We start from the raw sequence: 16,512 nt of genomic DNA, 5'->3' as shown, positions 1-16,512 counted from the left end.
AATTAACCATTTCTGAGGTGGAACAACATCTTCAAGGCATGAAGCGGCAGTTCAAAAGCCCGCTTTCAGAAGGGCAAAAAGGGCTGTGGATGCTTCAAAAAATGTCTCCTGAAATGAGTGCTTATCATATTCCTTTATGCTTTCGCATCACTAAACCAATACATGCAGAGACGTTCAAGAAAGCCCTTCTGTTTGTACAGAGACAATATCCTGTTTTAACCAGTGTGATTCAAGAGGAGAATGGCATTCCATTTCAAACGGTTCAGTCTTCAGAGGCTCTTTCTTTTGAGGAAGAGGATATATCGACTATGAAATCAGCAGAGATACTGCCTTTTCTAAAAGAAAAAGCAAAAGTGCCTTTTCGTTTGGAAGCTGGTCCGTTATGGCGCACACATCTTTTTCATCGGTCAAACGAAGAATGCATTTTGCTCATCACGATTCACCATATCATATTTGACGGTGTGTCGATGCTGACTTTGATATCGTCGCTTTTCGAGGCGTATCAACATTTGCTGAATGGGGTTGAACCGGTGCAGCAGACGCTAACGGCTGATTATTATGATTTTGTCAAATGGGAAACCCGGATGCTGAACAGCAGAGAAGGGGAAGAGCATCTCGCTTACTGGAAAGAACAGTTGTCTGGGAATCTGCCAGTTCTTGATCTTCCTGCTGACCGTCCGCGGTCTTCAGCACGAAAATTCAAGGGGCAAGCTTATAAAAGCTTGCTCCCTCATAACCTGAGGAATCAAATCAAATCGTTTGCCCGCACCTATCATGTGAATGAATCGGCTGTGTTTCTCTGCATTTACAAGGTACTGCTGCATCACTATACAAAACAAAAGGATATCATTGTCGGCGTTCCGACAATGGGACGGCCTGAAGATAGCTTTGAATCTATTATCGGATACTTTATCAACATGATGGCTGTTCGGAGCAAAAATATCGGATCCCAGCCATTTACAGCATTTATTCGGGAGCTGCAGCTGACAATGGCTGACGGTCTGGACCATGCGGCGTATCCGTTCCCTGCATTGGTAAGAGAGCTGAATGTAGACCGCTCGGCAGCGGATTCGCCGGTTTTTCAAACAGCCTTTCTGTACCAAAACTTCTTTCAGACAACAGGCTTACAAAAAGTGCTCGAATCATATCAAACGCTTGGCATTGAATATATGGAGGATATTCGGCAAGAGGGAGAATTTGAGCTGGCACTCGAAATATATGAGCAAGAAAATGATACAGTGCTTCATCTTTTGTACAATCCTGATCTATATGAATTGTCCTCCATTGAAGGTATGATGGAGAACTATATGAAGCTCGCGCAGCATATGATGGAGGATCCGTCTTTGCCGCTTGAAACCTACTCTTTTCAGTTAAATCAAGAACAAAATAGTTTGCTGGAACAATGGAATGCGACAGGGACAAACACGCCAAATGACAAGTGTATACATGAAGTATTTGAGGAAAAAGCGAAACAAAACCCGGATGCGGTTGCTGTGATTTTCGAAGACAGGTCTCTTACATATAAAGAACTAGATGAAAAAAGCACATCTGTGGCAGTCTACCTTCAACATCAGGGGGTTGGACCTGAACACCCCGTTGCAATTTGTGCAGAGCGTTCGTTTGATATGATTATCGGGATTTTAGGGATACTGAAAGCCGGCGGAGCGTATGTGCCGTTAGATCCAAGCTTCCCGCAAGAACGGTTGGAGTACATGCTCGATGACAGTCAGGCATCCATTGTCCTGACCCAACCTAACGTTCGTCATTCGATCAGCGGATTAACTGGCAGCCATGTAAAAGCAATCAATATCGAGTTGGCTTGCCGAAACGGTTATACAGATCAGCAAAGCAGCGATTTAAAGCGGAAAGTAAAACCGGAGCATCTCGCCTATATCATTTACACATCGGGAAGCACAGGACAGCCTAAAGGGGTAATGGTAGAGCATCGAAGAATTATGAATACCCTGAATTTTCTTGAATCCCACTATCCCGTGACTGCTGAGGATGCATATTTACTGAAAACGAACTATGTGTTCGATGTATCGATTTCGGAATTATTCGGATGGTTTATCGGAAACGGCCGCCTTGTGATTCTTCCGCCTAATGGAGAAAAATCACCGCAGCTGTGTATGGATTATATAGAAAAATACCAAGTGAGCCACATTAATTTTGTGCCGGCTATGCTGCATGTCTTTTTAGAAACGGCGAAAGACAACAAGCAGCTCACAGAGGATGGACCGCTCAAGTATATGATGGTTGCAGGCGAAGCTTTCCCTAAAGAATTAGTGAAAAAGGCGGTATCGATCTTTAAAAACTGCCATGTTGAAAATATTTACGGACCTACGGAAGCCGCCATTTACGCTGCGTATTTCCGATGCGGAAAAGGAGATATCGCAAGTCACCATACACCGATTGGAAAGCCCGTCTCCAACGTGAAAATTCATATTGTGGACCGGCATTTGAAGCCTGTCCCGATCGGAAAACCAGGTGAGCTTTGCATTGCGGGAGCCGGTTTGGCAAGAGGCTACTATCATAAGCCTGGCCTTACGGCTGAAAAATTTATTGATAATCCGTTTGAACCGGGGACCAAGCTTTATAAATCGGGTGATTCAGCAAGATGGCTTCCTGACGGCAACATAGAGTATTTAGGACGGATTGACAGCCAAGTCAAAATACGCGGTTTTCGCGTCGAGCTTGGCGCAATAGAAACAAAGCTGGGTGAATTACCGAGCATTTTAGATCAGGCGGTTGTGGTGAAGCAGCTGGAAGGCCATCAACAGCTCGCTGCTTATTATACAGAGAAAAGCGGACATTCCCCTGCAGATCCAAAAAATTTGCGCCGGCATCTAAAATCCAGTCTGCCGGAATATATGATACCTTCACACTTTATCCGCTTAGATAAGATACCGTTATCGCCTAGCGGGAAAGTGGACCGTAAAGAACTGGAAAAACGAGAGATCGTTTTCAATAGAAAGAAATCAAATCAATTGCAGTTAACGGAAATAGAGGATCAGGTGCTTCGCATTTGGGAGGAAACGCTCAAGGTCAGCGGCTTTGGGCCGGAAGACGGATTTTTCGATGCGGGCGGCGATTCGCTTCTGGCTGTAGCCGTGGCTGAACGAATCAAAAAAGAATTGGATTGTGAGTTTAGTGTCACTGAGCTATTCGAGCATTCCACGATCCGTGCCATAAGCCAATACATTTTGGAAATGAAAAACGCAGATCAAGCCATAACTCAAATTGAAGACAATCATGATCTCAAAGAAGATGGAAAATACTCGCAGCAGACGATTCCTTCCTATTTTGACGATAGTGTTGCGATTGTGGGGATATCCTGCCAGTTTCCTGGGGCGAAGCATCATCATGACTTTTGGAATCGTATCAAAGAAGGCAAAGAAAGCATTCAGTTCTTCTCTGAAGAAGAGCTTCGCGAAAACGGAGTTCCGGAAGAATTGATTCAACATCCTGACTATGTGCCTGTGCAATCTGCGATCGAGGGGAAAGATTTATTCGACCCTGGTTTCTTTCAAATTTCTCCGAGAGATGCTGAGTATATGGACCCTCAGCTCCGCCTTTTATTGCTGCATTCCTGGAAAGCGATTGAGGATGCAGGATATGTGGCAAATGAGATTCCGGCTACAAGTGTATATATGTCTGCAAGCAGCAATTCATACAGAACGTTATTGCCGAAGGAGGCAATAGAAGGGCATGAATCACCTGATGGCTATGTTTCGTGGGTTTTAGCCCAAAGCGGAACCATCCCGACGATGATCTCACATAAGCTCGGATTAAAAGGGCCAAGCTACTTTGTTCATTCTAACTGCTCTTCATCACTAGTCGGCTTGTATCAGGCATACAAAAGCCTGACATCAGGTGAATCTCAATATGCGCTTGTCGGAGGCGCAACATTGCACGCACAATCAGCGATCGGCTACGTGCACCAAAACGGGTTGAATTTTTCAAGCGACGGACATGTTAAGGCCTTCGATGCTTCAGCAGACGGAATGGCCGGGGGCGAAGGCGTAGCGGTTATCCTGCTGAAGAAAGCTGTGGATGCCGTAAAAGACGGAGACCATATTTATGCCATTATGCGCGGAATAGGCATCAATAATGATGGGGCAGATAAGGCCGGCTTCTATGCGCCAAGTGTAAAAGGCCAAACAGAAGTGATACAGCATGTATTGGATCAAAACAACATTCATCCCGAAACGGTCAGCTATATTGAAGCGCACGGAACGGGAACGAAATTAGGCGATCCTATTGAAATGTCTGCATTAAATAAAGTGTACAAGCAATACACGGACAAAAAACAATTTTGCGGAATTGGTTCAGTGAAAACGAATATCGGCCATATGGATACAGCTGCTGGGCTAGCCGGATGCATTAAAGTTGCGATGAGCTTATACCATAATGAACTTGCACCGACCATCAACTGCACTGAGCCGAATCCGAATATAAAGTTTGAAAGCTCGCCTTTTTATCTAGTCCGTGAACGAAAGCCATTAGAGAAACGAGAAGGTGTCCATCGGGCGGCTCTGAGCTCATTCGGTCTTGGCGGCACTAACGCCCATGCTATTTTTGAGCAATATGAAAACATCTCTGATATGAGAGCGGAGAACGAAGGCAATCCGCCCTATCTCATTCCTGTATCGGCAAAAAATAGAGAGCGGCTCCTAGCATACGTGAAGGAACTGCTGATCTATATCAGTCAAAACGAGCAAGCGCATATGTCTCTAAGAAATATTGCATACACCTTCCAGGTCGGACGGGAAGCAATGGACAGCAGGATTATTTTTATGGTGAACGATCTGGAAGAATGGAAACAACAGCTGGAAGCTTTTGTGAATGGAAAGACCCTAGCAGAAAGCAGTATTCAAGGAGAAAAAACGAGAATGACATCCGCTGAACAGCTGCTTAGAAACGCTGAAGCAGAAGAATTGGCTTCATCACGAATATCAAAAGAAGAATTGAAAAAGCTTGCTGAGATGTGGGCAAAAGGCTTTCATGTTGAATGGCGCAGACTTTATCCAAATACGAAGCCGCGCCGTATCAGTTTGCCGACGTACCCTTTTGCTGAAGAACGATACTGGCCTAAAAGCAGCACCAGCGATGTAACAACAATTGAACCATCGTGTTTGCATCCTTTGGTGCACCATAATACATCGGTTCTGTCAGAGCAGCGGTTTAGCTCCATCTTTACAGGACAAGAGTATTTTATTGCCGAGCATATCATTAAAGGCATGGCAATTTTGCCGGCAGCGGTCACGCTTGAAATGGCAAGAGCCGCGATAGAACAAGGAATTGGCGGTTTAGAAGATCAAGAAACCGGAATCCGCCTGAAAAATGTTGTTTGGATGCGTCCAGTTGTAGCAGGAAATGAGCCAGTTCAAGTAAACATCGGACTTTATGACGAAGACGGCGGACACATTCTTTATCGGATGTATGGTGAGCCGGAATCTGCTGATGCAGAACCGGTGGTATATAACCAGGGGATAGCGGAATTGATTCAGATAAACCAAGAAAAAGCGCTGGATCTTGCTGAGATCAAAAACCGATGTGATCAAAACAGATTGGACGCTGCCCTGTTTTATGAAGGAATGATCGGTGCCGATTACGGTCCTGGCTACAAGAGTGTAAAAGCCGTATATAAAGGCGACGGGCAGCTGCTTGCCAAATTATCACTGCCGGAATCTGTCATGCATACGTCAGACGATTATGTTCTTCATCCAAGTGTAATGGATGGGGCGTTACAGGCGGCTGAATATTTGCAAAACGTCGTTAGGGCGGAGCTTTCACGCGGTGAAGACTTTAAGGCGGCACTCCCATTTGCCCTGGAGGAACTTGAGATCTTTCAGCAATGCGTTTCTGACATGTGGGTTTATGTTCAATTCAACTCGAAAAACAAACCGGGGGATCTGATACAGAAAGTCGATATCGATCTATGCGATGAGCATGGCACGATTTACGTGCGGATGAAAGGATTTTCGACGAGAGTAATGGAGGCTGATATACAAATCGAACCATCAAAAATGAAAGCTGAAACTTTATTGCTTCAGCCCGTTTGGCAAGAACAAAAGGCAGCTGACGGAGCAGGTCAAAAAAAATATGCGGAGCATCTCGTGTTCCTATGTGAATATGATCATGAGACGAGAAAACAGATTGAAGCAGTACTCGAGGGTGTCCATGTTTTCAGCCTGGAAGCAAGGCCTTCTTCAGTGGAGGCGCGTTTCCATTCATATACGGAACAAGTGTTTAAAAAGGTACAAGAGCTCATTCGCACGAAATCGAAAGGCGACACGCTTATTCAGGTCGTAACCTCTTCCGAAGGAGAACAGCAGGTGTTTTCAGGGCTGACAGGACTGCTGAAAACAGCCGGACAGGAAAATGCCAAACTAACCGGCCAAATGATTGAAGTCAGCAGTGAAGAAAGCGGAGAAAGCATTGCTGGCAAACTGAAAGAAAATCAAATGAGCAGCGATTCATATATCAAATATCAAAACGGCACTCGGTACATTGCTGATTGGTGTGACATCAAAACGGCCAGCCGTGACATCAGCAAGCCGTGGAAAGACGATGGCGTTTATCTCATTACAGGAGGTGCCGGAGGATTAGGCCTTATTTTTGCAAACGAAATCGCGGAACAAACGAAGAATGCAACAGTTATTTTGACGGGCCGCTCACCTCTTAGCGAAAGCAAAAGGAAAAAGCTTAAAGAGCTTCACGACAAGGGGACTGAGGTCACCTATCGGCAAACAGATGTGTCCGATAAGATTGAAGTCTGCCAGCTCATCGACGAAATTCAGAAAACGTACGGCCGTCTAGACGGCATTCTTCATAGCGCGGGAATCATCAAAGACAGCTACATGGTCAATAAACCGGCAGAAGACCTGCACGACGTACTGGCGCCTAAAGTAAAAGGGATTGTTTATCTAGACGAAGCGAGCAAGGACTTGCCATTGGACTTCTTTATTCTCTTTTCCTCTATTTCAGGAAGTTTAGGAAGCATTGGTCAATCTGACTATGCGGCAGCCAATGTATTTATGGATATGTATGCAGGCTATCGAAATGGGCTTGCCGAAATCAGCCAGCGGCACGGAAAGACACTTTCCATAAACTGGCCGTTATGGAGAGAGGGCGGCATGAAGGTCGACCAAGAAACAGAGAAAAGGCTTGTGCAACTGGCCGGGATTGTTCCTATGAGAGCAGAAAAAGGTATTCAGGCATTATATCAAGCGTTTCATTCCGAAGCAAACCAAGTAATGGTGATTGAAGGCGATGGGCATAAGATAAAACAAAACATGTTCGCAAAAACCGTCTCAGCACCTATGGAAAAGAAGGAAACAGAGAACTTGACTGAACAAGTAAAAAGCATTGATACAGACAGTTTACTGGATAAAGTAAAGGCGATGTTAAAACGGGAGGTCGCCAAGCTGTTAAAGGTCAAGCTTGAAACGATTGATGATCATGTCGAGATGACGGTGTATGGATTTGATTCTATCTCAATGACGGAATTCACAAACCATATGAACCGCGCCTATAAGTTAGAGCTGACGCCAACCGTCTTTTTTGACTACCCGACGATTCATGCGTTTGGCAAGCATTTGGCCGAAGAATATCAAGCGGTATTTGCGAACACATTTGCTGTGCGCGCTGTATCGGCTCAGGTTCAGCCTGCTGCCAAACAGGAGCAAGCCTTGCATGTCAAAGCTAAAAGACGCCGAAAGCAGCAAGTCATATTGCCAAACGCCGCACAAAGTGATGCTGGCCATGAGCCAATTGCGATTGTAGGTATAAGCGGGATTTTCCCTATGGCAAAAGATGTTGATGCGTTCTGGGAGACTTTAAAAGAGGGCAAAGACTGCATGACGGAAATTCCGAAAGACCGCTGGGATTGGCGGGAATATGAAGGTGATCCGGCGAAGGAAGGCAATAAAACGAATGTAAAATGGGGCGGTTTTATCGACGGAATTGCCGATTTTGATCCATTATTCTTCGGCATCTCCCCGCGTGAAGCTGAACAAATGGAACCTCAGCAGCGCTTACTGTTGACTTACGCCTGGAAAGCGATCGAAGATGCAGGATATTCGGCGAAACGTCTGTCAGGCACAAAAACAGGCGTCTTCATCGGAACCGGAAATACAGGGTACAGCTCCCTTTTGTCAAAAGCCAACTCGGCAATAGAAGGCTCAGCGGCAGCCAATACGAGCCCTTCAGTCGGGCCGAACCGGGTCAGTTATTTCCTGAATCTTCATGGGCCGAGCGAACCGATTGATACAGCATGCTCCAGCTCATTGGTGGCTATCCACCACGCCATCTCTTCAATTGAGGAAGGCACTTGTGAGATGGCATTAGCGGGCGGCGTGAATACGATTATCCTTCCTGAAGTGTATATCAGCTTTGATAAAGCCGGTGCGCTCAGTAAAGAAGGGAAATGCAAGACGTTTTCAAATCAAGCCGATGGTTTTGCTCATGGGGAAGGGGCAGGCATCCTGTTTCTGAAAAAGTTAAAAGCGGCTGAAGAAGCGGGAGACCACATTTACGGAGTCATAAAAGGCAGCGCAATTAATCACGGCGGCCGTGCAGCGTCTTTAACGACACCTAATCCGAAGGCGCAGGCGGATGTCATTCAGTCGGCATATCAAAAAGCGGGTATCGATCCGAAAACCGTGACCTACATTGAAGCGCACGGAACCGGGACGGAGCTTGGAGACCCGGTTGAAATTAACGGATTGAAATCAGCTTTTCAAGCATTGGGTATGAATGAAGGCGATGCATCAGCCAATCCTTATTGCGGACTGGGGTCTGTGAAGACAAACATTGGCCACTTATCGCTGGCAGCAGGTGCAGCAGGGGTTATTAAAATATTATTGCAGCTTAAGCATAAAACCTTAGCGAAAAGTCTTCACTGCGAAACCGTGAATCCATACATTCAGCTGAAAAACAGTCCGTTCTATATCGTACGGGAAACGGAAGAATGGAAAGCGCTAAAAAATGAACAGGGGGAAGAGCTGCCACGCCGGGCAGGTGTCAGTTCATTTGGGATCGGCGGCGTAAACGCCCACGTGATTATTGAGGAATATATTCCAGAAGCGGCCGATGAGATTGTACCGTCCATCACACCTGAACATCCGGGTATCTTCGTTTTATCGGCTAAAAATGAAGCACGGCTAAAAGAACAGGCACAGCAGCTGGCTGATGCGCTTGATAAGGAAACGTATGGTGGCGCAAATCTCACCCGCATCGCTTATACCCTGCAAGCCGGACGGGACGCGATGGAAGAACGTCTTGGGATTATTTCCGGTTCCATTGAGGATTTGCAGCAAAAGTTAAAAGACTTTGCAGCAGGCAAAAGCGATGTGGAAGATTTATTTAGAGGCAGGATTGATAAAGGCACACTGCAAATGCTGACAGAGGACGACGAGATTCAAGAAGCCGTCGAAAAATGGATGGAACGGGGAAAGTACGCAAAACTGCTTGAATTATGGGTAAAAGGCCTTGATGCAGACTGGACGAAACTGTATGGCGAGAATGTGCCTAAGCGCATCAGCTTGCCGACATACCCTTTCGCAAAAGACCGTTATTGGATCTCTGATCATATAGAAAAAAGCGGCAGCCCTGTAGCAAACAAAGACACCTTCCGCATTGGCGCAGCCGTGCTGCATCCATTAATGCATCAAAACACATCGAACCTCTCGGAACAAAGGTTTAGCTCAATCTATACGGGAGAAGAGTTTTTCCTTGCTGATCATGTTGTCAAAGGCCAACGGATCTTGCCGGGGGTGGCGCATCTTGAATTGGCGCGAGCTGCCGTTGAGCAGGCGGCAGAGGTACAAGGTGTTCCGTGTACCATGAAGCTAAAGAACGCGGTGTGGGTGCGGCCCATTGTTGTAGAGGGCCAGCCTCAGCACGTACACATTAGGCTTTTACCGGAGGAAAATGGTGAGATTTCCTATGAAATTTACGGTAATCCAGACATTGCGGGCGAACAGTCAATCGTCTACAGTCAAGGCAGCGCTGTATTGAGTCCTGCTGAACATCAGCCAGCGGTTGATTTGCAGTCCTTGCGGGAGCAGTGTCAGCAAAGCCATTTCAGCGTTGACGAAGTATATGACACCTATCGAATGATCGGTTTTGAATATGGTCCTGCTTATCGCGGCATGGAAAAAATCTATACAGCCGAACATTTTGTTTTAGCAAGATTGTCATTGCATCCGTCTGCTTTAGATACGTTCAGCCAATACAACATGCATCCGGGGCTGATGGACTCTGCTTTGCAGGCGTCAAGCATTTTGACAGGCGCCGGAGATAACCAACTGACACTACCTTTTGCGGTTCAGGAGCTTGAAGTATTCGGAGCATGCTCGTCAGAAATGTGGGTATACGCAAGATACAGTCAAGGCAGCAAGGCAACTGATAAGGTGCAAAAACGGGATATTGATATGTTAGATGAGAACGGCAAAGTTTGCGTACGGCTGAAAGGATTATCTTTCAGAGCAGCGGAAGGCGGAAATGGATCGACGGAACCTGATCAAATGCTGGAAACCTTGATGTTTGAAGAAAAATGGGTGCCTATGGATTGTGAAAAAGAAAGTCCTGAGCCTCATTACGAACGGCACATTGTTTTGCTTTGTGACATGAATGGCCTCACAAAAGACAGCATTGAATCAAGAGTTAAAGGAGCGGAATGCATCGTTTTGAATTCTTTCCGCGAAGGACTGGCAGAAAGGTTCCAAGATTATGCCGAACAAGCGCTTAAGACGGTACAGAATCTTCTCAAAAGCAAGCCGCAAGACAATGTCCTGATTCAGCTGCTTACTTCTGCAGCAAGAAAGCAGTACTCATTTTCAGGGCTATCGGCGCTCCTTAAAACCGCCAGCCTGGAGAATAAAAAATGGATAGGCCAGACGATTGAAATCGATTCAAACGAAAACATTGAAAGTATGGCAGAAAAACTGAGAGAGAATAAAAGACACGCAGGAGATCAGCGCATCAAATACGAAAAGGGCAAACGGTACATCAATGATTTGCGTGAAATGCAAATGGCTGATCGGGAAATAAGCCTGCCGTGGAGAGATAAGGGAGTATACCTCATCACAGGCGGCGCAGGAGGACTTGGGTTTATTTTTGCAAAAGAGGTTGCTCGTCAAGCTGAACAGCCTGTGCTCATTCTGACAGGCAGATCTGCATTGAATGCGGATCAAGAGACGCAGCTTAACGAACTTCAGCTATTAGGGGCCCGAGCAGAATATAGGCGGGTTGATGTGACGCAAGCGGAAGAAGCCTCCGGGCTCATCACAAGCATTACGTCTGATTACGGAGACTTGAATGGCGTCATTCACAGCGCAGGCCTGATTAAAGATAACTATCTCATGAACAAAACCAACGAAGAACTGACACAAGTTTTTGCCCCTAAGGTAAAAGGGCTTGTGAATGTGGATGAGGCTACCGAGCATCTCGCGTTAGATTTCTTTATCCTCTTTTCTTCAATATCCGGTGTCGCCGGCAGCGCGGGGCAGGCGGATTATGCGATGGCTAATGCGTTTATGGACAGTTATGCAGCTTATCGAAATGAGCTCGTGACCGCCATGTACAGGCACGGGCAAACGCTGTCGATCAATTGGCCGCTCTGGAAAGAAGGCGGCATGCGCGCGAATAAAGAAATTGAAAACATGACTTTGAAAAACACAGGTGTAACTCCAATGCGGTCTGAGACCGGCATTCAGGCGCTTTACAAAGGTTTGGCATTCGGCAAAGATCACGTCATCGTCATGGAAGGGATCAGAGACATGATGAGGGAAAAGCTGACTCAAAAGCCGTCTTCTGATGATGTGCCAATGCAAACAGCGCAAGTACCAGTGATACCTGAAGCCAGGATGGGTCAAGACAATTTATTTGACCACATTCAAGAAGCTTTGAAGCAAACAATCTCTCAATTGCTTAAAATCAAACCTGAAGAGATTGACACGGATATGGAGTTTAATCAATATGGTTTTGATTCGATTACGTTAACTGAATTCGCAAATACACTGAATGAGCAGTACAAGCTGGATCTCACGCCTACGATCTTCTTTGAGCACGCAACTGTTTATGCATTTGCAGCGTATCTGTCAGAAGAATATCCGAATGCTTTTACAGCCCAATTGTCTGCCGAATCTGAAATGCTGATACAGCCTGTCGAACAAAATATAAAAAATATGATGTTTTCGACTGAAAACCGCTTTGTAAACCCTTCGGTAACGCCAGTAGAAAAGACAGCTGATCATAGGCCTGAGCCTATCGCGATTGTCGGGATGAGCGGTGTTTTCCCGAAGGCAAAGGACATCGAGGAATACTGGAAGAACCTGAAAGCGGGTGCGGATTGTATTACAGAGGTTCCAAAAGACCGCTGGGATTGGCAGGAGTATTACGGAGACCCTCTAAAAGAACCGAATAAAACAAACGTCAAATGGGGCGGTTTTATTGATGAAGTCGCTGACTTTGATCCATTGTTCTTCGGCATATCGCCGCTTGAGGCTGAGCAGATGGAGCCTCAGCAACGCCTGTTAATGACCTATGCGTGGAAGGCGATAGAAGAAGCGGGGTACTCAGCGAGAAGCCTGTCAGGAACCAAAACGGGCATCTTCATTGGGACTGGAAACACGGGGTATAGTTCACTGCTGTCAAATCTAGACATAGAAGGCTCAGCAGCTGCGAATATGAGTCCTTCTGCCGGACCGAATAGGGTCAGTTATTTCCTGAACATTCATGGACCGAGCGAACCGATAGATACTGCATGCTCAAGCTCTTTGGTCGCCATTCATCATGCGGTATGCGCAATTGAAAACGGAAACTGTGAAATGGCGATTGCAGGAGGTGTCAACACAGTCGTAACGCCGCAAGGCCATATCGCTTATGATAAGGCCGGGGCGCTGAGTAAAGAAGGAAGGTGCAAAACATTTTCTGTTAGAGCCGATGGGTTCGCAGTCAGTGAAGGCGCCGGCATTCTCTTCCTGAAAAAAATGACAGCGGCTGAACGAGACGGTGATCATATTTACGGTGTCATCAAAGGAAGTGCGGTAAACCACGGAGGCCGCGCAAACTCTCTTACGACTCCTAATCCGAAGGCTCAGGCGGATGTCGTAAAAACAGCATATGAAAAAGCGGGAATCGATCCAAGAACCGTTACTTACATTGAAGCGCATGGAACCGGAACAGAGCTTGGTGATCCAGTAGAAATCAACGGCCTGAAAGCGGCATTTCAAGAGCTGTATGAAAAAACGGGTGACCCGGCTGTTCAAGGAAGCCATTGCGGACTTGGGTCAGCGAAAACAAACATCGGTCATTTATCACTGGCGGCCGGTGTGGCGGGTGTCATTAAAGTGTTATTGCAGCTAAAACATAAGACGCTTGTAAAAAGCCTGTACAGTGAAACCATCAATCCGTATATCAGACTGGAAGGCAGCCCGTTTTATATTGTGCAGGAATCCAAAAAGTGGCAAGCGCTGCAGGATGAAGCTGGCCGAGAGCTGCCACGGCGCGCCGGCGTCAGTTCATTTGGCATAGGCGGCGTCAATGCCCACGTGGTCATTGAGGAATATATTCCAAAAGAAACCACTCGATCTGCACAAGCGCCAGCTGTGACAGCACAACACCCGGGCATCTTTATCTTGTCAGCAAAGGATGAAAATCGTCTGAAAGACCAAGCCCAGCAATTAGCAGACTTTATCAGCAGCCAACCTGTCACATCTCGTGATCTCACTGATATTGCTTATACACTCCAAGAAGGGCGTGATCCAATGGAGGAAAGATTAGGGATCATCGCTGTCTCGGGGGAGGACTTGCTGGAAAAACTGAACCTCTTTATAGCTGGACATGCGAGTGCGAAGTACATGTCAGGCAGAGCGGACAAAGGGATTGTACAGACATTGAGATCAGATGATGAAATACAGAAAACGCTCAAAAGCAGCTGGGAGCCCGGAACATATGAAAGACTGCTTGAATTATGGATAAAAGGCATGGAAATAGATTGGAGTAAACTGTATGGCGGCAAACAGCCGAAACGCATCAGCCTCCCAACCTATCCATTTGCAAAAGAACGCTACTGGATAACGGATATGAAAGAAGAAGCAGTCACACATCATGAAACAAATATTTTCGAGACAGCAGTATTGCACCCGCTAGTACAGTCCAACACATCCGATTTGTCAGAGCAGCGTTTCAGCTCGACCTTTACAGGTGCTGAGTTCTTTTTCACCGATCATAAGGTGAAGGGAAGCCCGGTCATGCCGGGTGTAGCATATCTTGAGATGGTTCATGCCGCCGTTTCGAGAGCAGTGAGAGAACTTAAAGACAAGCAAGCTGTTATCCATATCAAAAATGTTGTGTGGGTGCAGCCGATTGTGGCGGACGGGAAGCCTGTTCAAGTCGATATCAGTCTAGATCCCCAGCAGGACGGTGAGATGGCCTTTAACATCTACACAGCGGATGGGCACAATGGGCGGAAAATACACTGTCAAGGCAGTGCTGCAATCAGCCGAGCAGGAGGTATTCCAGTTCAGGATATCAGCATGCTTCAAGATCAATGCAGTCTGAGCACCCTTTCCCACGAGCAATGTTATGAATTATTTAAGGCAATCGGCATTGACTACGGACCTGGTTTTCAAGGAATAGATCGGCTTTATATTGGCCGTAATCAAGCCTTGGCAGAGCTTTCCCTGCCTCCTTGTGTGTCTCACACGCTGGACGAATTTGTTCTTCATCCAAGTATGGCAGACTCTGCTTTACAAGCATCAATCGGGCTGAAACTGAATTCCGGTGACGAGCAGCTTTCCCTGCCTTTTGCGCTCCAAGAGCTCGAAATATTCAGCCCGTGTACAGATAAAATGTGGGCTTCTGTGACGTCTCGTCCAAATGAGGACAGAATACAGAGACTGGATATTGATCTCTGTGATGAACAAGGCCGAGTGTGTGTGCGAATCAAGGGTATTTCCTCAAGGGTGCTGGAAGAAGACATACAACCGCAAGATGAGCCGAAGTCACCGGATATCAAGACATCTCTTGATGGAGCGCTTCTAATGGCGCCGGTATGGGATCAAGTTCAATTGGTGAAGAGCGTCATGCCGCCTGCTGATGAGCGTGTTGTCATCCTCGGAGGGGATGACAACAGCAGAAAAGCTGTTCAAAGGCAGTACCCGTTTGCCAAGGAGCTATACATTGAGCCGAACACATCGATTCATGAGATTGCCAGCCACCTTGAAACTCTCGGATCGTTTGACCATATTGTGTGGCTGTCTCCTTCTCGTGTGACAGAATGTGAAGTCGGTGACGAAATGATTGAAGCCCAAGGTCAAGGCGTGATTCAAATATACAGAATCATTAAGGCGATCCAGTCTTTAGGCTATGGAGAGAGGGAGATACGCTGGACGGTCGTGACGGCGAACACGCAATATGTTGATCAGCATGATATTGTCGATCCGGTCGATGCTGGTGTGCACGGCCTGATCGGTTCGATGGCAAAAGAATATCCAAATTGGCAGACAAAGCTGATTGATGTCACGAAACATGAGAACTTGCCGGTGTCTGAAATCTTTTCCATGCCTGCTGATGAGGAAGGGAATACTTGGGCCTACCGGAATAAGAGCTGGCATAAATTGCGCTTGATTCCAGTGCACAACAATCAACCGGTGCAAAATAAGTATAAGCGCGGAGGCGTTTATGTCATCATAGGCGGCGCAGGCGGAATTGGCGAAGTCTGGAGCGAATACATGATCAGAACATATCAGGCGCAGATCGTTTGGATTGGCAGAACAAAAATGAATGCGGCTATTCAAAGTAAAATCGACAGACTTTCGCACCTAGGGCCTGCCCCGCTTTATATTCAAGCTGATGCGGCTAACCGTCAGGAATTGGAGCGCGCTTATGAAACTATGAAACAAATGTATCGAGAAATCAACGGCATCATTCATTCTGCCATTGTCTTGCAAGACCAAAGCCTGATGAACATGAACGAGGAATGCTTCAGAAACGTTCTTTCTGCAAAAGTAGATGTCAGTGTGCGAATGGCTCAAGTTTTCCGGAATGAACCATTGGACTTTGTTTTGTTTTTCTCTTCCGTACAATCGTTTGCGAGAGCTTCGGGACAAAGCAATTACGCTGCCGGCTGCAGTTTTAAGGATGCTTTTGCACAGCGGCTTTCTCAAGTATGGCCTTGTGCAGCAGCCGTGATGAATTGGAGTTATTGGGGAAGCGTCGGTGTGGTTTCCTCACCGGATTATCAGAAGAGAATGGCTCAGGCAGGCATTGGCTCTATTGAAGCCCCTGAAGCGATGGAGGCATTGGAATTGCTGCTCGGGGGACCACTGCAGCAGCTGGTGATGATGAAAATGGCAAACGATGCGAATGATGAAGCGGAACAGACAGAAGAAACAATTGAAGTTTACCCGGAAACTCACAGCTCAGCCATTCAAAAGCTGCAAAGCTATCACCCGGGTGACAGCACAAAGATTCAACAACTGTTATAGGAGGGGGAGCGCC

The 16,512-nt window shown here is 46.6% G+C and carries 1 protein-coding gene; it reads left to right on the top strand.

Annotated elements, in window-relative coordinates; all coding sequences use genetic code 11:
• Window positions 1-38 precede the first annotated feature (38 nt).
• Entirely contained in the window at window positions 39-16,499 is a 16,461-nt protein-coding gene (locus V6D41_RS05230) for a non-ribosomal peptide synthetase (RefSeq protein ID WP_333517860.1), read from the top strand.
• The last annotated feature ends 13 nt before the right edge of the window (window positions 16,500-16,512 follow it).

Origin of the sequence: Bacillus sp. 0102A (assembly GCF_036765155.1) — a bacterium.
Classification (GTDB): Bacteria; Bacillota; Bacilli; order Bacillales; family Bacillaceae; genus Bacillus; species Bacillus subtilis_G.
This window is presented reverse-complemented; position numbering and strand designations above follow the sequence as displayed.